This is a genomic window from Caulobacter sp. 602-2 (assembly GCF_011043625.1).
GTDB lineage: Bacteria > Pseudomonadota > Alphaproteobacteria > Caulobacterales > Caulobacteraceae > Caulobacter.
The window spans coordinates 868,817-887,578 of the sequence record NZ_JAAKGT010000001.1; the positions used below are offsets into that span (position 1 = coordinate 868,817).

Consider the following 18,762-nt stretch of genomic DNA (forward strand, 5'->3'; position numbering starts at 1 on the left):
GGCAGGGTATCCCGGCGAAATCGAAGCAGAGCACGAAGGGGCCCATCGGCCGCCATGCAGGTTAGCGAGATCTTCTGGACACTGGCCGCGGTCGTCCTGGGACCGTTCGTGGGCAGTTTCATCGGCCTGCTGACCCTGCGCCTGCCGGCGGAACGGCCGTGGGCGGCGAGCCGCTCGGCCTGCGACGGTTGCGGTCGGAAACTCGGCCCGCTCGACCTGATCCCGCTGATCAGCTTTCTGGCGCTGCGTGGCAGGTGTGGCCGCTGCGGCGCGCCAATCCCGCGCCGATACCTGTTGCTGGAGGTGGCGTGCCTGCTGATCGGCGCCTGGAGCGCGGCGGCCTTCGACGGTCCGGTGGCGCTGGCGACGGCTCTTTTCGGATGGTGGCTGCTGCTGCTGGCTGTGATCGACGGCGAGCACTTCTGGCTGCCTGACCGGTTGACCCTGCCGCTGGGGGCCGCCGGCTTTGCGGTCTCGATCCTGGTGCTGCGCGAACCGGTCTGGGCGCCCTTGCTAGGCGCGGCGGTCGGCTTTGCGTCGCTGTGGCTGCTGGCCTGGGCCTACAAGCGCCTTCGTGGGCGGGAAGGCCTTGGCGGCGGCGATCCTCGCCTGCTGGGCGCCATCGGCGCCTGGACGGGCTGGAGCGCCCTGCCCTCGGTCGTCGTCTGGGCGGGGCTGGCCGGGATCAGCGTCGCCCTGGCGCAGCTGGCCCTGCGCCGCCAGGTGACGCTGGACCAGCGCCTGCCGTTCGGCGTGTTCCTGGCCATCGGCGCCTGGCTGACCTGGCTGCTAGGGCCGCTTCACGGCTTTCTCGGCTGACAGGACAAGTCGCGCGGTGACGATGCGCCGGACGCCTGCGGCGTCCTTGACGAAGCCCCGATCGAGCGCGGCCTGCACCAGTAGGGGATCGGCCGTGACCGCCGCGATCTCGGCCTGGAGCCGCCCCGCGCCGTCCGCACGCAAGGTGATCACGGCGCCCGCGCCGCCGGTCGGCGTCAGCCGCGCCACCCAGTCTCCGCCCACGCAGGCCGGCGCACCCGAGAATGTCGCTCCCGCCAGCAAGGGATCCTGGGCGGCGCGGAAGCGGATCTGGCCTGCGGCGCGCCGGCAGCGGCCGTCCCGGAACAGCGCGGTCACGCCCGTGGCCTCGATACGCCCGGGCAACTGATCGGCGCCCAGCGAGATCGGACCGTTCAGACCCTGCACGCCCTTGTCGCGCCCGGCGCGCAGGATGAAGGCGCGACCGGCGACCTTGTCCTTGGCGTGCACGCGGAGATCGCCCGCGAGCAAGGCCCAGGGCGAAAGTCCGATCTGGAAGCTTCCCAACCTGCGCCCCTGGGCGGTGGCAAGCGCGACACGGCCGCGCCAGACCGTGCCGGACGCCTCGGAAACCCGCAGCGCCGCGCCCTCGGCCAGCTGGCCCGTCAACACGGTCGCCGGGGTCAGGGCCGCGACCGCAGCGACGCTCAGCCCCGCCAGCACCGCGATCATCGTCCGCGTCTTCATGGCGTCGTCCTGGCGAAGGTGATTTCGGCCTCGACCAGGCCGTTGTCGAGGCGCGAGGCGGTGAAGCCGTCGACGCGGAGGCTGCTCTGGCGCTCCAGCGACGCGACCCACGGCAACAGGGCGCGCCCTTCGATGGCGGTGATCCAGATCGTGAAGGCGCCCTCGCCTTCCTGGCGCTTGCGCGCGATCGGCACGCCAAGGCCTGCGGCGCTGGTTTCCACGATCGTTGCCACCGGACGGATGTCGGGCCTGGGCGGCGCGGCTTTGACCGAAGCGAGCTTCAGCGCGGCGGCCTGCTCGCGGGCCGCCTGCAGGCGTTCGCGGGTCTCCCCGCTCGCCCGCTTCAGGGGCGTGACCACGCCATAGAAGCCGCCGACGCCCAGGAGCGCCGCGGCCATGACTGCCAGCATGACCCGCTCGCGCGGCGTGCGGCCGTCCCACATCTGGCGCGCGGTTTCCAGGATCTGGCTCATGGCTTGCTCCGGACGATCAGGTCGCTGGTGACGCGCTGGCCTTCGGTGACCGTTCCCTGCTCGACGACGTCGAGCCCCCCGCCCTTCAGCGCCTCGCGCAGCTGGTCCATGTCTGAATAGTTGGCATAGGAGACCGACGAGCGGATCGCGCCGTCCTGGCCATGGACCAGGGTGTCGAGGCGCATGCCCGGCACAGCCCGCACCGCAGCGAGATAGCTGGCGGCGAGATCGCCGAACCCCTGCCGCCCGCGCGCCTGCAGCCGGCCGACGGCGTATCGCGCCGGATCGCCGTAGCGCGCAGCTTCCGGAACCATGCGCACGGCCAGGGCGGCGTTGCGACGTTCGAGCTCGCGGGCTTCCAGCCCGTCCTTGCCGATCTGCGCCAACGGCAGGAGCAGCGGCGAGACCAAGACCAGGACGGCCAGAACGGCCAGGCGCTTCCAGCGGAGGGCCTCCCCCTGGGCGCGCGGCGCGAACTGGCCCTGCAGCAGATCGACCGGCGGGCGCGCCGCGCTCGCCAGCAGCCAGCCGTCGAGCTCGGAAGCCGGGATGTAGCGGTGCGGCCGGTCGCCAACCACCGCCGACGCCAGTTCGGGCTCGACGCCGAACGCCAGACCCTCGGCTCGCACGCCCAGCCGCTCGCCGAACGAGGCCAGGACGGTGCGGCCTTCGGCGTCGTTCGGCAGCAGCAGGTAGTCGGGCACGGCGCCGGTGACGACGACGCCTCGCGCCTGCGCCGCCTCCAGGCCCGAGCGCAACTCTTCGCGGTCGATCCAGACCACCAGCGCCCGTCCTTCGGCGTCGCGCTCGCCCACGGCCAGGTGCAGGCGTTCGGCGCCGGACGCGACGGCGTCGCCGATCCGGAAGACCGCCGCGGCCCGCGCCTGGGCGGGGCTGCCGGCCGGAAGGTCGAGCCAGCGGGTCACGGCCTTGGCGCCCGGCAGGACGAGCACGGCCGAGCCGCCGCCCTGCCCGCTAGGCAGCAGCTTGCGGCGCACCGGCCCGTGGGCGCCGGCCTCGACGATCTCGGCGGCCTCGTCGGGCCTTTCGGGGAGAAGCAGCAGACGGGTCATTCTTCCAGGGTCCAGCGCCGGGCGACGAGACGGACGCGGTTCGTCGGGCCGGCTTCGAAAAGCGAGGTCATGAAGGTTTCGCCGCCGGCCAGGCCGACACGGCTTTCCAGCGAGAAGTAGCGGGTGCGAAAGCGCGCCTGGTCGCGGACGCCGTCGGCCAGCGCCGCGCCGGCCAGGGCGTGCTGGCCCCAGAAGGCCTCAGGGTCCGACCAGCCGCCCGTCGGACGCGCGGCGAGCGCCTGGCGGGCGTTCTCGGGCGAGACGGACCCCAAGGTGATCGCCGACAGCAGCACGGCCCGCTCCTGGGGCAAGGTGTTGACGTTGATCGGCGACAGGTCGGTGGTCGGCAACGCGCAGACATGGGGGCGCAGCAGGGCGTAGACCTTGGCGTCGAAGCCGCGCACGGCTCGCAGTTCGCTGACCTCGGCCAGCGGCGCGCCGGCCGTGCGATACGGAGCCTCGGCCGAGGCGTAGCCGTCGTCCTCCAAGCCCGCCGGCCCCACGTCGTTGCTGTCGATCCATTGCGTCAGGCCTTCGGCGAGGCCTGGGCCGTCGGGCGCGCCCAGCAGGGTCATCAGGCTGGCGAACTGGCGCACGCCCAGCTCGCGGTGGCGGAAGGGCTCGCCCTGGTCGGCCTCGACCACGCTGTTGAGGTTGAAGCATCCGGTGGCGTCGACGAGACGGGCCTGGATCACGCCGCCCTCGATCGGGAATTCCACGGACCGTCCGTTCCAGTCGCCTTCCAGCGACGTCTTGCCGGGGTCGCGCGCCAGAAGCTGATCGATCCGCGAGCGGGCCATCTGCTCGCCGCCGAGGGCGTACCAGCGCGCCTGGCCGCCGACCTGGGCGTTGAACGAGCGGCGCAGGCCAAAGCGGATGTCTTCCAGCACCCCGACGGCGATGATGCCGATGACGGCGACCATCAGCAGCACCGTCAGCAGGGCCGCGCCTTCCTCGTGAGCGCGCTTCATCGCCCCTCTCCCGAGGTCAGGAACAGCTGGTCGACCCGGCCAAGGTCGGCCAGCGTCATGTCGAGACGGACCGCGGTCGGGATGTCGGTCTGCGGATTGCCCTTCCAGGTCGGCGTCCACGCTCCATTGAACAGGAAGGCGGGCCGGACGCCGTCGACATCGCGCAGCAGCACCTGCGGCGGACCCAGGCGCGCGCCGTCCAGCGCCGGGCGCGCGCGGCGCTCCAGGCGACCCTCGACCAGAGTGTACTCGACATATTGGAGCGAGGCGCGGGGGTCGGCGTCGGGGTTCTCCCAGCCGCGCCTCACGAACGCCAGCAGCGGGCCGCCGCCGCCCCAGGGATCACCGCCGGCGAAGGCGGTCAGGGCCGGACGGCCGTCCTCGCCGCGCGTGCGGCGGGCTGCGGCCTGCGAGAGGTCGGCCTTGAGGATGGCCCGGGCGCGCTGCAGCTCGGCATGACGATCGACCGTCGCGCGCACCGCGCCCTGGTTGGAGAGGGTCGAGCCCATCACGGCCACGCCCGCCGCGCTGATCAGGGCGAAGATCAGCACCGCCACCAGCATCTCGACCAGGGTGAAGCCCTTCATCGCGCGCCCCGAAACAGCGAGGCCCGGGCCAGCGGCGCCCGCGCGCGAGGCGCTGCGACGACAATGTCGACGCGAACGATGGCGGGATCGGCGGTGCGGCTGACCTGGCGCGTCCAGGCCCAGGGCCTGCCGCCGGCCGTCTCGATCCCGGCGCTGCGTCCGATGGCGAGCGGCGTTGCGCTGGCCATGGCTTCCACAGCGCGGTTGTCCAGCACCACCTCGGCCAGAACGCGGTCGGAAAGCCGACCGCCGGCGCGCGTGTTCTCGCCGGCGAGGTTCAGCAGGGCCAGCACCGCCAGGCTGAAGATCGCCAGGGCGACCAGCAGCTCAATCAGCGTGAAGCCGGCTTCAGAAGGGGCGCGGGGCATCGAGCGAGACGTTCCCTGCCAGGTCGACGACGACGGTGCGGCGCGCCTGTCCGCGCGCGAAGGTGAACTCGGTGGGGTTGGCCAGCCCTGTGGGATCGAAGACCACGGTCGCATCGGGCGCCGCCGTGAACTGCGTGCCGTCCTCGAACGGCCGAGCCCGGAACGGCGCCTCGTCCAGGGGCCGCCAGTCGCGGCCCGCGCGGCGCTCGAACCGGTAGACGCCGCCAGCCGCCACCACGCGGACCTGCCCGCCGCGGAACACGGCCTCGTCGCGCGCGCGCAGCAGGGCCGCGGCGAAGCGTTCGGCCTCCTGCGGCAGGCTGAGGCGGCCGTCCGGCAGCGCCAGCACCACCGCGCCGGCCAGCAGCCCCATGATCACCAGGACGATCATGAGTTCGACGAGGGTGAAGCCCTCTCGCCGCTGGCGTCCGGGCGGGCGCTGGATGTCAGCCCCAGTTGCCAATGTCGGCGTCCTTGCCCTCGCCGCCCTCGCGGCCGTCGGCGCCGAACGAGAAGACGTCGATCGCCCCATGCCGGCCCGGCGAGCGGTACTGATAGTCGGCGCCCCAGGGGTCCTTCGGCAGGCGGCGCACATAGCCGCCCTCGCGGTAGCGGTCGGGCTGGGCCAGGCTGGCCGGCGGCGTCACCAGAGCCTGCAGGCCGTCTTCGGTGCGCGGGAAGGCGAAGGTGTCGAGGCGATAGCCCTCAAGCGCCTGCTCCAGCACGGCCACGTCGGCGCGGGCCTTTTCCTTCATGGCCTTGTCCTGGCTGGGCAGGACGTTGATCGCCACGACGGTGGCCAGAAGGCCCAGGATGACGATGACGACCATCATCTCCACCAGGGTGAAGCCGGCTTCGCGGGCGCGGCGGCGGGTTTTGTCAAGGGCGCGCATGGTCTTGGCCTCCTAGTTTATGGCCAGGGTGTTGATCTGCAGGATGGGCAGCAGGATCGAGAGGACGATGGTCGCCACCACCCCGCCGAGCACGACGATGATCGCCGGCTCCAGCAGGCTCAGGAGGGTGGCGGTGAAGGTCTCGAACTCGCGCTCGAGATACTCGGCGGCGCGGGTCAGCATGGCGTCGACGCGGCCGCTGCTCTCGCCGCTGGCGGTCATGTAGACGAGCACCGGCGGGAAGACGCCGGTGCGGCGCATGGCGGTCGACAGCGAACCGCCCTCGCGGATGCCGGCGATCATGGCGTCCATGCCGCCGCGCAGGGCGGCGTTGCGCACGGTGCCGGCCGTGAGGATCAGGCCCTCCAGCATCGGCAGGCCGCTGGCGATCATGGTCGCCAGCGTGCGCGCCAATCGCGCGGCGTGGACGTTGCGGATCAGCTGGCCGATGAACGGCAGGCTCAGAAAGAAGCTGTCGGCGCGCAGCTTGAAGGCCGGGTTGCGCAGCGCCCGCCAGTAGGCGACGGCCAGGCCGGCGACGATCAGGGCGACCAGCCAGCCGAAGTTCTGCAGAAAGCCCGACAGGCCGATGACGATGCGGGTCAGCAGCGGCAGGGTCTGGCCCATGCTGTCGAACTGCTCGACGACCTTTGGGATGACGAAGACCATCAGCACGGTGACGACCAGGCAGGCCACCAGGGCCAGCACGGCCGGATAGACCAGGGCCGCGGTGATCTTGGCGGCGACCTTCTGCTGCTGGTCCAGGAGATCGGCCAGCCGCTCCAGGATGGTCGGCAGCGCGCCCGAGGCCTCGCCGGCGGCGACCATGGCCCGATAGAGCGGCGGAAAGGCCCCGGTCGGCCGGGCCAGGGCGTCCGACAGGCGATAGCCCTCCAGCACCGCGGCGTGCACCTGCTCGACCACCCGCTTGAGCTTGGGCCGATCGGCCTGTAGCGCGATGGTGCGCAGGGCCTCCTCCAGGGTCGAGACGGCGACCAGCGTGGCAAGCTGGCGGGTGAACAGCGACCGGTCGCGCCCGCCCAGTCGATCGCCGAACATCCCCTGCCCGCCCTTGGGCGCGACGGGCGCATGGGCCTGCACCTTCAGCGGCGCCAGGCGGCGGCGTTCCAGCTGGCCGCGGGCGTCGTCTTCGTCTCGGGCCTTGATCCGCCCCGAGCGCGTCGCGCCGGCGAGGTCGAGGGCGACATAGTCAAAGCTCGCCATCGCGCGCCCCCGCCCCGGTGATGCGCAGCGCCTCCTCGACCGTGGTCAGCCCCTCGAGCACGTAGCGCCGGGCCTCGTCCCTCAGCCCGACCTCGACCCCGACTTCGGCGATCTGGTCCTCGGAAGCGTTCTGTCCGATCAGGCGGCGCACCGCATCGTCGACGCGCAGGGCTTCATAGACGCCGATGCGCCCCTGGAAGCCGGTGTGGCCGCATTCGGCGCAGCCGACCGGACGCCTCAAGGGCGTTCCGACGGGAACGTCGACCAGCCCGGCGGCGGCTGTGTCGGCGGGCTCCTCGACCGAGCAGACGCGACAGAGCCTGCGCACCAGGCGCTGGGCGATGATCAGCCGCATGGTCGAGGCCAACAGGAACGGCTCCACGCCCATGTCGCGCAGGCGGACCACGGCGCCGGCGGCGTCGTTGGTGTGCACGGTCGACAGCACCAGATGCCCGGTCAGGCTGGCCTGGACGGCGATCTGGGCGGTCTCGGCGTCGCGGATTTCGCCGACCATGACGACGTCCGGGTCCTGGCGCAGGATGGCGCGCAGGCCCGCGGCGAAGGTCATCCCGACCTTGGTGTTGACCTGGGTCTGGCCGACGCCGTGGACGGCGTACTCCACCGGATCCTCGATGGTCAGGATGTTGCGGCTCTTGTCGTTCAGGAGGCCAAGGCCGGCGTACAGCGTCGTGGTCTTGCCCGAACCGGTGGGACCCGTGACCAGCACGATGCCGTTGGGTTCGCGCAGGGCCTGCTCCAGGGCGGCCAGCATGCGCGGCGACATGCCGAGATCCGACAGGCCCAGGCCCGCCTGCTCCTTGTCGAGGATCCGCATCACCACCCGCTCGCCCATGCGGGCCGGCAGTGTCGAGACGCGGACGTCCAGGCTCTTGCCTCCCAGCGCCAACGAGATGCGGCCATCCTGCGGGATGCGCTTCTCGGCGATGTCGAGCTTGGCCATTACCTTGACGCGCGAGACCAGCATGGCGGCGATGCGCGGCGACAGGCTGAGGATCTCGCGCAGCACGCCGTCGACCCGCAGGCGCACGACCAGGGCCTGCTCGTAGGGCTCGACGTGGATGTCGGACGCGCCCGAGCGCACGGCCTCGGCGATCAGGCCGTTGATCAGGCGGATCACCGGGGCGTCGTCCTGCGGGTCGAGCAGGTCGGCGGCCGTGGGCATGTCCTCCAGCAGGTGGCCCAGTGAGCCGTCGAGGTCGTCGCCGGAAGCCGAGGCGAGCCCCGCGCCCGCATAGACCTCGGAGAACTTGCGATCGAAGGCCGCAGTGGCCAGCGGCTGGAGCTTCAGCGGCACGCCCAGCGCGCGCCGCGCCTCGATCAGGGCCAGAGGGTCGAAGCCCTCGCGCAGGCCGATGGTCGCCTCGCCGTCCAGCGACAGCAGGACCAGGCCGTGGCGCTTGGCGAAGGCGTAGTCGAACGCCGTCATTGCGGCTGCGCCGGGGCCGGCGGCGGCGGCAGGGCCGCGGGAGACGTGCGCTGGAAGTCGCGGAGCACAGCGTCCAGCGAGCTGTCGCCTTCCGGCGTGGTCAGGGCGCTCTCGCGGCGCATGCGGTCGAGGCGCGGGGTGGTGACGGCGCGGGCGTCGTCCACCGTCCTGATGATCCGGGGACGGATAAAGACCATCAGGTTGGTCTTGCCGCGCTCGCGGGCGCTGCTGCGGAACAGGCCGCCGATCCCCGGCAGGTTGCCAAGGCCAGGCACCTTCTGCACCGACGAGGTCTCGGTCTGGTCCAGCAGGCCGCCCAACACGACAATGTCGCCGTCGTCCACGAGGGCCGTCGTCTCGATCTCGCGCTTGTTGATGATCAGCTCGCTGGAGCCGACGCTGACCGGGCCGGCGACCGCCGAGACTTCCTGGCGCAGGAACAGGGTGATCCCGCCGCCAGCGTTGATCTGCGGCTTGACCTCCAGCTGCACGCCGACGTTCTGGCGCTGGATGGTGCGGAACGGGTTGGAATTGGCGTCGCCCAGCACCTCGCCGGTGGTGATCGGCACTTCCTGGCCCACCAGGATGCGGGCCTCCTCGTTGTCGAGCGTCATGATCGACGGCGTCGACAGGAGGTTGGAGCCGCTGTCCTTCTTGACCGCATTGATGATCGCGCCGAACAGCACGTCGCCGCTGCGGCCAGCGACGCCGCCGGTAACGCCCGAGGCGTTGAGCAGCGAGTTGATCGCGGCCTGGCGCATCGAGGTCACGGCCTCGGAGTCGCCGTCCTTGGGATCGCCTGCCGCGATCGCACCGGCCAGCGGCAGCAGGCTGGGCGAGGCGTTGGTGTAGTTGGTGGCCATGAACGGGATGGTTCCGTTCGTGCCGCCGAGCAGCAGCTGCACCCCCAGCTGCTTGGCGGCGTCGTCGGAAACCTCGACCACGATGGCCTCGACCAGCACCTGCTCGCGGCGCACGTCCAGCTGGCGGATCACCTCCGAAAGGGTGCGTTGCAGTTCGGGCGGCGCGTTGATGATCAGGGCGTTGGCCCCGGGGTAACGGGCGACGCTGGCGCGGGCGCTTCCAGGGGTCGCCGTCGGGGCGGAGACAGCCGTGGGGGTCGCATTGACAGATCCCGCCGCGCCGCCGGCCGAGCGGCCCTCGCCGGTCGCAGCGCTCGACGGCGCCTGGCCGACCAGTTGCTGCAGCACCGGCAACATCTGCTCGGCGTTGGCGTGGCGCAGGAAGACGACCCGCACGTCGTCGCTCGACTCCGCCCGGCGGTCGAGGTCGGCGATCAGCGGCAGCAGCTTCTGGACCGCGTCGGGGTCGCCGCGCAGCAGCACCGAGTTGCTGCTCTCGACCGCGACGACCGTGACCGCGCCCCTGCCCGCCTTGCCGTCGGCGCCGGGCCCGGCGATCAGGTCGTTCACGACCTGGGCGATCTCGCGCGCCGAGCTGTTGGTCAGGGTCACGGTATGGACGGCGGCGCGGTCCTGGTCGACCTGGGCCAGCAAGGCCCGGATGCGGCGGACGTTGTCGGCGTAGTCGGCCACGACCACCGCACCGCCCCGCGCGTTGGCCACGACCTGCCCCTGGGGACCGACCAGGGGCTTGAGCATGTCGGCCGCCGTCGCCGCATCCAGCGTGCGCAGGCGGAAGACCTCGGTGGAGAACTGGCCGCCGGCCGCGCCGGGCTGGCGGGCGGCGTTCTCGGACGGCTCGATGCGGTAGACGCCGCCGCCCGCCGGGGTGGCCACGAGGTTGTTGGCCCGCAGCGTGGCCAGGAAAAGTTCGAACAGTTCACGGCGGTCCAGCGGACCGTTGCTGGTGACCGACACCGTGCCCTTCACCCGCGGATCGATGACGAAGGTGGTGTTGGTGGTCTTGGCCACGTCCTGAATGAAGGCGCGTATGTCGGCGTCCTGGACGTTCAGCACCTGGGTCTGGGCGAGCGCGGGCGCGGCCGACGGCAGGGCCAGCGCGATCGCGGCGGCCGCGGCGAGGATGCGCAGCGTGGGAGCCTTGGTCATGGACGTTCCGGAAACGAGAGGGTCATGCGGGCGCCGGCCCGCGAGAGTTCGACATGGTCGGCGGCGACGGACGCGAGGGTGACGCCGTCGGCGATGCTCTCGCCCACGGCGTAGGACTTCTGGACCCCGTCGGGGCCGGCGATGATCGCCGAGCCGCCGCCGTCGGTCTGGCGCACGCCGAACAGTCGGAAACCCTCGACGCCGGCCGCGCCGCCGACGCGCGAAGACGCCCCGGCCGAACCGAAGGCGTCGAAGGTGGCGAGGATGCCGGGATCGGCCGCTTTCTGGATCGGCGCGGCCTTGAGCGCCAACGGCGGGGGCGGCGCAGCGAAGATCCAGACCAGCCGCGCGATCTGCAGCGCCAGGACGAGCAGCACCACGAGTTCGAGCGCGACGAACGCTCGTCCTGCGTGGGTCCTGAATGTTTCGGTCAGCTTGGCGAGCATGGGGATCGGCTTGGTCGTTCAACGGCGACGAGCGCTCCCCGCCCGCCAGGGCGAGGAGCGCCGTCGATCGGTCGCGGTCGGTCCTGGCGAGACCTAGAACCGCGTGGAGAGCGAGACCGAGAAGGTCTGGCCCAGGTCGTAGGTGTTGGCGTCCACCCGGCCGCCGCCCAGCACCTGGTATTCCTCGAAGTCCTCGCCGAGCAGGTTGCGGGCCTTGAAGGTGAACTCCAGCTCGCGATCCCGGACGTCGAAGGCCTTGCGGTAGGTGAAGTCGACCGTCACGCCGGGCTCCTGCACCAGGTCGGGCTGGTCGGGGCGACCGCGAGCCGAGATCCGCTTGCTGACGTAGGTTGCCAGGATCGTCGCCTGGGAGCGGTTCTCCTCGTCCTCCCAGCCGAACTGGATGTTGGCCAGGTGCTTGGAAAGGCCCTGCAGCTGGCTGCCGTCCTTGACGTAGTCGAGCGCCCGGCGCGGCGCGCCGGCCCCGGCCAGCGGGTAGACGACGTCGTCCTCGCCCACCTTCACCTGCGAGTCCGAGAAGGTATAGTTGGCGCCGACCAGCCAGCGCTTGCCGCCGAAGAAGGCCCCTTCGAACGGGCTGTCGAACAGCTTCTTGAAGTCCAGTTCGAAGCCATAGAGCGAGGCCTTCGGCGCGTTGACGTAGGTCTGGACGATCGTCGAGCCCTGCTCGCTGACCACCGACTCCACCGGACGATCCAGATCCTTGTAGAACAGGCCGCCCGACAGGTACTGGTTGGCGGCGAAGTACCACTCGACGCGGGCGTCGAGGTTCAGGAGCTCGGTGTCCGTCAGGTACGGATTGCCGATGAACAGGCGGTCGCTGTCCGGATCGAAGTACTGCTGCGGCGCCAGCTCGCGGAACTGGGGACGGGCGATGGTCTTCGAGGCGCCCAGCCGCAGCTGCATGTCCTCGGCGAAGTTGTAGGTCAGGGTCGCGGCCGGCAGGACGTAGGTCTCCTCCAGCGCGGTCGGCGTGGCGGCCGGGCCGCCGAACAGGTCGACGACCTGCACGGTCTGCTCAGCGTCCTCGACCCGCAGGCCGAAGGAGGTACGCAGGCGCGGCAGGAACTCCGCGTCGACCTGGAGGTAGCCGGCGTGGACCTTGAGGCCCGCCTCATAGGCGGCCGCGCCGTCGCCGCCGGTGATCTCGGTGAAGGTCAGGTAGCCCTGGGCCAGGTTGTAGTCCGACAGCAGGAAGTCGACCCGCTCGCGCTGGATGGCCAGCGGAATGGCGCCGCCCTGGTAGCGGAAATCGCGGCGTTCGGCGTCGCGCTCGTTGTCCAGATAGGCGTAGCCGCCGCTGAACTTGGCGTCGCGACCGCTGCTGAGCGGCAGGGTGTAGGCCAGGTCGAAGCCGGCGCTGGCCATGGTGTCGTCGAGCGTGCTGAAACTCGTCGAGTTCTGCTCCTGCGAGGCGGAGTGGTAGTAGACCCCGTTCTCCAGGCGGTAGCGGATGAACTTCTCGTACGGCGCGTCGCGCTCGGACTTGGCGTAGGAGCCGCGCCAGTCGAAATTCCACGCGCCGAACTCGTGCTTGCCCGACAGCTGGGTGTCGTAGAGGTCGCGCTCGAACCACTCGGTGTAGGAGTCGAGCACTTCCTGGCCGGCGGCGTAGTCCTCGCCGGCGCGCTGGCGGGCCGACTTGGTGGTGTTGTGGACGTAGAGGTTCGTCCAGCGCACCTGGTGGTCGCCCCACTCCAGGCCCAGGCCCAGCAGGCCGTTGACCGTGACGTTGTTGCTGGTGTTGCGGAAGTCGTAGCTGGTGCGGGGCTCCAGCACGCCGTTCTGCTCGAGACCCTGCTGCTGCACGCCTTCGCGCGAGCGCCAGCTGTTCTCGAAGCCGGCGATGGCGACCACGCCCAGGCGCGCGCCCGAGGCCAGCTCGAACGAGCGGCCGGCGCTGACGTCGGCCGAGAAGTTGGCCGGGATCTGGTTCTTGACCTGGATGAGGTTCAGCGGCGCGTTGACCAGGCTCGAGCCGATGCGCACCAGCTCGGCGTTGGTGAAGTTGGCCGGGTTGATCCGCTTCTTGGTGGCCAGCGCGTTGCGCAGGTCGCGCGGCATCTTCCGCGTGCCGTCGTCATAGCCGAGGAAGTCGGTGTCCGAACCGTAGTAGGTCAGGCCCTTGTTCAGCGTGGTCTCGGTGTTGCCGCCCGTGCCGAGCTCGACCTCGAAGAACGGCTCGTCGGGAACCGCCACGGTCTGCAGGTCGATGACGCCGCCGCCGAACTCGCCCGGATAGTTGGGCGAGAAGCTCTTTTGCACCGTGGCGCCGGCCAGGATGCTGGACGGGAAGAGGTCGAGCGGCACGACGCGCTGCAGCGGCTCGGGGCTGGGCAGAGGCGAGCCGTTCAGCAGGGCCGACGAGTAGCGCTCGCCAAGGCCGCGCACATAGACGAAACGACCGGAGACCAGGCTGAGGCCGCTGACCCGGGTCAGGGCCTCGGCGGCGGTGCCGTCGCCGGCGCGCTTGAGGTCTTCCTGGGTCAGGAAGCTGGCGACCTCGGAGGTCGTGCGCATCGGCTCGGGAATGTTGCGGCCAAGGACGAGGACTTCCTCGACCGCGTTGGGGATGTCCTCGGGCTCCAGCGCCGCGTACTGGCGCGGCGCGGGGGTTTCAGCTGCGCCCGGCTGCGGCTGGGCGGCGGAAGGCGTCTGCGCCATGGCGATCTGCGGCGCGACCAGCGCCGACGTCGCGAGCAGGAGGCCGCTCAGGGGCCGGAACAGCATGTTCATCACGGAAACCTTGGTGTTTGTCGGGCGTCGGGAAGCGGGGGCGGCGCACGGCCGCCCCCAACCGGATCAGCAGGTCGAGCCGCTGGTCAGGCCGCAGGTCCAGCCCTGCCACCAGGTGTCGTTGCCGTCCTTGACCGCCCCGATGTAGCCGGGGTTCACCAGGAAGCTGCTGAGGCTGGTGATGTTGGCGTAGGGCGTGCGGGCCGCTTCGTTGGCGCCGTTGATGAACGTGCCCGTCAGCGTCGAGGTGTGGCTCGACGTGTTGTTGGAGCCGGCGTTGAACATCGCCGCGACCGCCGTGGCGTCGACATTGGTGTCGTTGGTGAACGGCGTGGCGCAGGCCAGGGCCACCGAGTGGAAGGCGACCTGGGTGGTGGCGTCGTCGATGTCGACGCAGCCGGCGGTGCTGGCGGTCATCTGCACGACCGAATTGACCCAGACGTTGTTGGTCGAGGTGTTGGCCACCAGCAGGTCGTTGCCCGAGCCGCCGCGACCGATGACGGTCCAGTTGGCGAACTTGGGGTTCGAGCGCGGGGCGGTGCCGGCGCTGCTGGTCTCGAAGGCGCGGTTACCGCCGTTGGCGCGCTGGACGATGATGCCGAACTGCAGGGCGCCGTTGTAGCCCGTGTCGGTGTCGATGCTGTCGTCGTCGTTGCCGGTCAGGACCAGGTACTTGCCGTTGACGTTGCCGCCGAAGAACTCGATGCCGTCGTCGCTGCTGTTGTGGACCTGGATGTGGTCGAAGGTGGTGCCCGAGCCGACGCCGGCCAGGGTGATGCCGTTCAGCTCGTTGTTGGCGACGATGACGAAGCCCGAGTGCTGGACGCGCAGGTAGCGCATGACGCCGCTGTTATCCTGCAGGCCGCTGCCGCCGTAGAAGGCGTTGGTGCCTTCGACCTGGGCCTCGCAGCCGGCCGTGCCCGGCGTGGCGCCGGCGCCCGAGCAGTTGCTGATCGGCGCGCGGCCGAGGATCACCAGACCGCCCCACTGGCCGATCGAGTCGACGCCCGTCTGGCCTTCGATGCTCTGCTTGCTGGTGAAGACGATCGGGTTGGTGGCCGTGCCTTCGGCGAAGATCTGCGAGCCGCGGTTGACGACGATGTAGTCGAGACCGGCCGAGCCGAAGACCTTCACGCCGGCTTCGACGGTCAGCACGCCCTTGGTGCGGCCGGCGATCGGCGCGTTCGGGTCGCCGCCCTGGTCCTGGCCGACGTCGACGCGGCCGCTGACCGAATAGACGGTGCCGGCGCGCAGCGGCACCACGAGGGCGCCGGTGATCAGCTGCGGCAGCTGGCAGTTGCGCAGCGTGCCGTTGGCGACGGTGCCGACATTGGCGAAGCCGGTCGGGCAGTCGGCGGCCGGCGTGCCCGGAGGCGGCGTGGTCGGATTGGTCGGGTTTGTGCCGCCGCCGTTGCCGAAGCCGCCCTCGCCCGGCGAGGCGACGCCGTCGGCGCCGCCGCAGCCCGCAAGCGCCAGGGAGGCGCTCAGCGCAAGCGCGATCAAGCTAACGTTTCCAACGCGGTTCATGACGGTTCTCCATTGGCGCAGCCGCAAACAGGGCGGCGAAGACCCCCGGTCCCCACCAATGGAAAAGCCTCGCCCTTCCCGCCCTGGATCGGCGGGCTACAGAGCCGCGAAGACAGTTAGCCCAAAGTTTTGTGACACATTTTCTGAGCAATAATTTGATACAAAGCCGTAATGATCAAATTCGAAAAAGTGGTCGTATGTCTAAAATAGAGCGATACATGCGCTCTTCTTCGGACATCTGCGCGAAGCGGAAATTATCGCGACGCCTGACCTTGAAGCGGCAGACCGATGACGCATTTCGGCTTCCAGTTGCCAGACGAACTCGCCGAACAATTCGACGCCTACGCCGCGGCGCGCGGCGGGCGTTCGGCGGCGCTGCGCGCCCTCGTCTCGCAATGCCTTTCTGACGGACCCAGCCCGCCGCACCGCCCCGCGCCCGAGCCCGTCAGCCAGGCCCAGACGAGTTCGGTGGCCGTGCTGCTGACCCGGGACGACCGGATCCGGCTGGACGAGGAATGCCAGGTCACCGGCATGACCCGCGGCCAATGGCTGGCGGCCTGCGCCCGCAACCGGCTGCACGGCACCCGCCACTTCGGCCAGGTGGATCGCGACCGCATCGCGCGGATCGCCCGCGAGATGCGCGAGATGAAATCGAGCCTGCATCGCTACGCCAGCGCCATGCAGCGGGCCCCGCGCGACCTGGCGGTCGTCGAGAAGCACAGTGGCCTGATCAGCCACCTGTCCATGCAGGTGGAGCGCGGCCTGCGCGCCATCGAAGGCGCCTTCCGGGGCAACGACCATTACTGGGGCGGCAAGCCCGTCGAGGCCCGCCTCGCGGAGGATCGGCGCGGAGCCCCCGCCGCATCGGCGGCGGAGGCGTCGCTCTAGGCTATTCGGCCGCCGCAAGAGCGCCCGCGTAACGGTTGACCGGGACGTCGAGACCCAGGCTCTCGCGGAAGGTCGCCCCCTCGTAGCCAGTGCGGAACAGTCCCCTGCCCTGCAGGATCGGCACGACCAGTTCGACGAACGCCTCCAGCTGGCCCGGCAGGCTCTCGAACAGCACGAAGCCGTCGGCGGCGCGCCCCTCGAACCAGGCCTGCAGGCTGTCGGCCACCGCTTCGGGCGCGCCGACGAAATGCCCGCGCGGGGTTGCGAAGCGCAGGGCCGTCTCGCGCAGGGTCAGGTTTTCGGCCTTCACGGCGGCGACGATGCGATTGACCGCGCTCTGGTTCGAATTGGCGCCGAACGCGGCCGCCTCCAGCGGGAACGGACCGTCCGGATCGTGCCGGCTGAAGTCGTACTCGTTGAACGGCCGGGCCAGCATCGACAGCGCGTTGTCGAGCGAGACGAGCTCGGTCAGCTCCTTGTAGAGCGCCTCGGCCTCCTGCGCGGTCCTGCCGACCACCGGACGGGCGGCGGGCAGCACGTGCAGTTGTTCGGGATCGCGGCCGTAGCCGGCGGCGCGGGCCTTGATGTCCTTGTAGTAGGCCTGGGCCGCGTCGACGTCCTCGTGCGAGACGAAGATGGCGTCGGCGCGGCTGGCGGCGAAGGCCTTGCCGTCTTCCGACGCGCCGGCCTGGAAGATCACCGGCTGGCCCTGAGGCGAGCGGCTGATGTTCAGCGGCTCCTTCACCTGGAAGAACTCGCCCTTGTGGTCCAGCGTATGAAGTTTGGCCGGATCGAAGAACTGGCCGCCGGCCTTGTCGAAGGTCAGGGCGTCGTCCTCCCAGCTGTCCCAGAGGCCCTGGACGACGTCGAGATATTCGCCGGCCAGCCGGTAGCGGACGTCGTGGGCGTAGTGCTTGTCGCGGCTGTAGTTGGCGGCGCTGCCTTCCAGCCAGGAGGTGACGACGTTCCAGCCGGCGCGGCCCCCGCTGATATGGTCGAGCGACGAGAACTGACGGGCGACGTTGAACGGCTCGCTGTAGCTGACCGTCAGGGTGCCCACGAGGCCGATGTTGCTGGTCGCGCCGGCCAGGGCCGACAGGATGGTCAGCGGCTCGAAGCGGTTGAGGTAGTGGGGGCTCGACTTCTCGGTGATGTAGACGCTGTCGGCGACGAACAGGAAGTCGAACTTGCCGGCCTCGGCGACCTGGGCCTGGCGCTTGTAGAACGCAAAATCGGTGCTGGCGCCGGGATGGGCGTCGCGATGGCGCCAGTCGCCCCAGCCGGGGCCGACCCCGTGCAGGATGAAGCCGAGCTTGAGTTGACGGGGCTTGGACATCGGGGCCGTTCCGTTGGCTGAAAGTGACGGGAACTGCTTACGAAGCCCCTCCCCCGCGATCCAACGAGATGGTCTCAAGCCCCTGATCAGGCTTGGAAATATGGAACATCGCCCTTGATCGTCACCCGCTCGACCACGCGCTCCACCGGCCAGTAGTCGAGCACGGCGTAGTGCTGGGTGGCGCGGTTGTCCCAGAAGACGATGGCGTTCGGGCTCCAGCGGAAACGGACTTGGTACTCGGGCGCCTTCACGCGGTCGAGCAGCTCGGCCAACAGACCCGCGGCCTCGTCGTCGGGCAGGCCCAGGATCCGCGTCGTGAAGACCTTGTTGACGAAGAGGTGCGGCTGGCCGGTCTCGGGATGGGTGCGCACCACCGGATGGGCCTGGGGCGGATAGGCCGCGCGCAGCTCCTGGCGCTTGGCCTCGTCGATGCGGTAGCCGTAGCTCTGCAGGATGTCGTGTTCGGCCTGGAGGCCCGCCAGCTTGTCTTTCAGCGGCTGCGGCAGGTCGGCATAGATGGCGGCGGTGTCGGCGAACAGGGTGTCGCCGCCCGACGGCGGCAGGGTGCGGGCGCGCAGGACCCCGCCCATCGACGGCGCGGGGCGGAAGGTGACGTCGGTGTGCCACTTGTTGGCCGCCCGCACGATCGGGACGATGGCCTCGCGCAGCTTCATGCCGTCGGCAGCCTCGATGTGCAGGATCTCCGGAAAGCCCGGCACGTGGGCGGTGACGGGATGGCCTTCCAGGTCGCCGAAGTAGCGGCCGAAGCGGACGTGGTCCTCGTGGCTGATGTCCTGATCGCGGAAGAACACCACCTTGTGGCGCAGCAGGGCCGCGCGGACAGCCGCGACGATCTCGGGCTCCAGGGGCTTGGTCAGGTCGAGCCCCGAGATCTCGGCGCCTAGCACCGGCCCTGCGGGCGTGACCGTCAGGCCGGCGTAGTCGCGCGCGTCGCCCGCTGAGATCGGGGTCAAGGCGTTCATGGCGTCCTCCCAAGGACATCGCCGCTTTCGAGAACGACGTTATCCTACTGTAGGCATGGGAATTGGATGGGCTCAAGTGCGGTGGGATCAGGACGCTCCCCCTGAAGGGGGAGCTGTCGGCGAAGCCGACTGAGGGGGACGTGATCGTGAAGGCGGCGGCTGCGTCGAAGTCACCAGGAACTTCCCCCTCCGGCCCTTCCGGGCCACCTCCCCCTTCAGGGGGAGGGTCTTGATCGGCGAACCTCCCCCA

At 70.4% G+C, this 18,762-nt stretch carries 18 protein-coding genes; 2 read left to right on the top strand and 16 right to left on the bottom strand.

The window, feature by feature from the left end; all coding sequences use genetic code 11:
* Positions 1-54: 54 nt before the first annotated feature.
* Positions 55-819, top strand: coding sequence for an A24 family peptidase (locus G5B46_RS03965; RefSeq protein ID WP_165256232.1), 765 nt, complete (start codon positions 55-57; stop codon positions 817-819).
* Here the strand turns inward: G5B46_RS03965 and gspN are convergent.
* The 14 genes from gspN to G5B46_RS04035 form a co-directional block, all read right to left on the bottom strand.
* Positions 790-1,506 (bottom strand): type II secretion system protein N, encoded by a 717-nt coding sequence (gspN, locus tag G5B46_RS03970; protein WP_165256234.1) that lies wholly within the window; start codon positions 1,504-1,506, stop codon positions 790-792. The two genes, G5B46_RS03965 and gspN, sit on opposite strands and share 30 nt — an antisense overlap.
* A complete protein-coding gene (locus G5B46_RS03975) occupies positions 1,503-1,979 on the bottom strand; it encodes a type II secretion system protein M (RefSeq protein WP_165256236.1) in 477 nt (158 codons plus the stop codon). Before G5B46_RS03975 ends, gspN begins: the two co-directional genes overlap by 4 nt.
* Positions 1,976-3,052: a type II secretion system protein GspL gene (gspL, locus tag G5B46_RS03980; protein ID WP_165256238.1), complete on the bottom strand. Its 1,077-nt coding sequence runs from the start codon at positions 3,050-3,052 to the stop codon at positions 1,976-1,978. The genes G5B46_RS03975 and gspL overlap by 4 nt, the downstream gene beginning before the upstream one ends.
* The gene (gene gspK / locus G5B46_RS03985; protein ID WP_165256240.1) at positions 3,049-4,023 is read right to left on the bottom strand and encodes a type II secretion system minor pseudopilin GspK; all 975 of its coding nucleotides are present in this window, start codon (positions 4,021-4,023) and stop codon (positions 3,049-3,051) included. Before gspK ends, gspL begins: the two co-directional genes overlap by 4 nt.
* Entirely contained in the window at positions 4,020-4,610 is a 591-nt protein-coding gene (gspJ, locus tag G5B46_RS03990; RefSeq protein ID WP_165256242.1) for a type II secretion system minor pseudopilin GspJ, read from the bottom strand. The genes gspK and gspJ overlap by 4 nt, the downstream gene beginning before the upstream one ends.
* Positions 4,607-4,978: a type II secretion system minor pseudopilin GspI gene (gspI, locus tag G5B46_RS03995; protein WP_165256244.1), complete on the bottom strand. Its 372-nt coding sequence runs from the start codon at positions 4,976-4,978 to the stop codon at positions 4,607-4,609. Before gspI ends, gspJ begins: the two co-directional genes overlap by 4 nt.
* Complete coding sequence (locus G5B46_RS04000) at positions 4,959-5,441, bottom strand: GspH/FimT family pseudopilin (RefSeq protein ID WP_240903297.1); 483 nt, start codon at positions 5,439-5,441, stop codon at positions 4,959-4,961. Before G5B46_RS04000 ends, gspI begins: the two co-directional genes overlap by 20 nt.
* Positions 5,425-5,871, bottom strand: a complete 447-nt coding sequence (gene gspG, locus G5B46_RS04005) for a type II secretion system major pseudopilin GspG (protein WP_165256248.1) — start codon at positions 5,869-5,871, stop codon at positions 5,425-5,427. The genes G5B46_RS04000 and gspG overlap by 17 nt, the downstream gene beginning before the upstream one ends.
* Positions 5,872-5,883: 12 nt before the next feature.
* On the bottom strand, positions 5,884-7,095 hold the full coding sequence (gene gspF, locus G5B46_RS04010) for a type II secretion system inner membrane protein GspF (RefSeq protein WP_165256250.1): 1,212 nt from the start codon (positions 7,093-7,095) through the stop codon (positions 5,884-5,886).
* A complete protein-coding gene (gspE, locus tag G5B46_RS04015; RefSeq protein ID WP_165256252.1) occupies positions 7,082-8,542 on the bottom strand; it encodes a type II secretion system ATPase GspE in 1,461 nt (486 codons plus the stop codon). Before gspE ends, gspF begins: the two co-directional genes overlap by 14 nt.
* Complete coding sequence (gene gspD / locus G5B46_RS04020) at positions 8,539-10,575, bottom strand: type II secretion system secretin GspD (RefSeq protein ID WP_165256254.1); 2,037 nt, start codon at positions 10,573-10,575, stop codon at positions 8,539-8,541. Before gspD ends, gspE begins: the two co-directional genes overlap by 4 nt.
* The gene (locus tag G5B46_RS04025; RefSeq protein WP_165256256.1) at positions 10,572-11,021 is read right to left on the bottom strand and encodes a type II secretion system protein N; all 450 of its coding nucleotides are present in this window, start codon (positions 11,019-11,021) and stop codon (positions 10,572-10,574) included. Before G5B46_RS04025 ends, gspD begins: the two co-directional genes overlap by 4 nt.
* Before the next feature lie 93 nt (positions 11,022-11,114).
* Complete coding sequence (locus G5B46_RS04030) at positions 11,115-13,778, bottom strand: TonB-dependent receptor (RefSeq protein WP_205691442.1); 2,664 nt, start codon at positions 13,776-13,778, stop codon at positions 11,115-11,117.
* Between the two features lie 66 nt (positions 13,779-13,844).
* Complete coding sequence (locus tag G5B46_RS04035; protein WP_240903298.1) at positions 13,845-15,281, bottom strand: hypothetical protein; 1,437 nt, start codon at positions 15,279-15,281, stop codon at positions 13,845-13,847.
* Positions 15,282-15,593: 312 nt separating this feature from the next.
* On the opposite strand from G5B46_RS04035, the gene G5B46_RS04040 reads away from it, so the two are divergent.
* Positions 15,594-16,193: a hypothetical protein gene (locus G5B46_RS04040; protein ID WP_165256260.1), complete on the top strand. Its 600-nt coding sequence runs from the start codon at positions 15,594-15,596 to the stop codon at positions 16,191-16,193.
* Position 16,194: 1 nt separating this feature from the next.
* On the opposite strand, the gene G5B46_RS04045 is transcribed toward G5B46_RS04040, so the two are convergent.
* Both G5B46_RS04045 and G5B46_RS04050 read right to left on the bottom strand, forming a co-directional pair.
* Complete coding sequence (locus G5B46_RS04045; protein ID WP_165256262.1) at positions 16,195-17,529, bottom strand: LLM class flavin-dependent oxidoreductase; 1,335 nt, start codon at positions 17,527-17,529, stop codon at positions 16,195-16,197.
* 86 nt (positions 17,530-17,615) lie between these two features.
* Positions 17,616-18,512 (bottom strand): TauD/TfdA family dioxygenase, encoded by an 897-nt coding sequence (locus tag G5B46_RS04050; protein WP_165256264.1) that lies wholly within the window; start codon positions 18,510-18,512, stop codon positions 17,616-17,618.
* Positions 18,513-18,762: the final 250 nt, after the last annotated feature.

Coding starts and splice junctions, on each gene's coding strand:
- gspI (WP_165256244.1), bottom strand. CDS start 4,978: ATGCCCCGCGCCCCTTCTGAAGCCGGCTTCACGCTGATTGAGCTGCTG.
- G5B46_RS04040 (WP_165256260.1), top strand. CDS start 15,594: ATGACGCATTTCGGCTTCCAGTTGCCAGACGAACTCGCCGAACAATTC.
- gspJ (WP_165256242.1), bottom strand. CDS start 4,610: ATGAAGGGCTTCACCCTGGTCGAGATGCTGGTGGCGGTGCTGATCTTC.
- G5B46_RS04030 (WP_205691442.1), bottom strand. CDS start 13,778: ATGAACATGCTGTTCCGGCCCCTGAGCGGCCTCCTGCTCGCGACGTCG.
- gspG (WP_165256248.1), bottom strand. CDS start 5,871: ATGCGCGCCCTTGACAAAACCCGCCGCCGCGCCCGCGAAGCCGGCTTC.
- gspK (WP_165256240.1), bottom strand. CDS start 4,023: ATGAAGCGCGCTCACGAGGAAGGCGCGGCCCTGCTGACGGTGCTGCTG.
- gspL (WP_165256238.1), bottom strand. CDS start 3,052: ATGACCCGTCTGCTGCTTCTCCCCGAAAGGCCCGACGAGGCCGCCGAG.
- gspD (WP_165256254.1), bottom strand. CDS start 10,575: ATGACCAAGGCTCCCACGCTGCGCATCCTCGCCGCGGCCGCCGCGATC.
- gspN (WP_165256234.1), bottom strand. CDS start 1,506: ATGAAGACGCGGACGATGATCGCGGTGCTGGCGGGGCTGAGCGTCGCT.
- gspF (WP_165256250.1), bottom strand. CDS start 7,095: ATGGCGAGCTTTGACTATGTCGCCCTCGACCTCGCCGGCGCGACGCGC.
- gspE (WP_165256252.1), bottom strand. CDS start 8,542: ATGACGGCGTTCGACTACGCCTTCGCCAAGCGCCACGGCCTGGTCCTG.
- G5B46_RS03975 (WP_165256236.1), bottom strand. CDS start 1,979: ATGAGCCAGATCCTGGAAACCGCGCGCCAGATGTGGGACGGCCGCACG.
- G5B46_RS04050 (WP_165256264.1), bottom strand. CDS start 18,512: ATGAACGCCTTGACCCCGATCTCAGCGGGCGACGCGCGCGACTACGCC.
- G5B46_RS04045 (WP_165256262.1), bottom strand. CDS start 17,529: ATGTCCAAGCCCCGTCAACTCAAGCTCGGCTTCATCCTGCACGGGGTC.
- G5B46_RS04025 (WP_165256256.1), bottom strand. CDS start 11,021: ATGCTCGCCAAGCTGACCGAAACATTCAGGACCCACGCAGGACGAGCG.
- G5B46_RS03965 (WP_165256232.1), top strand. CDS start 55: ATGCAGGTTAGCGAGATCTTCTGGACACTGGCCGCGGTCGTCCTGGGA.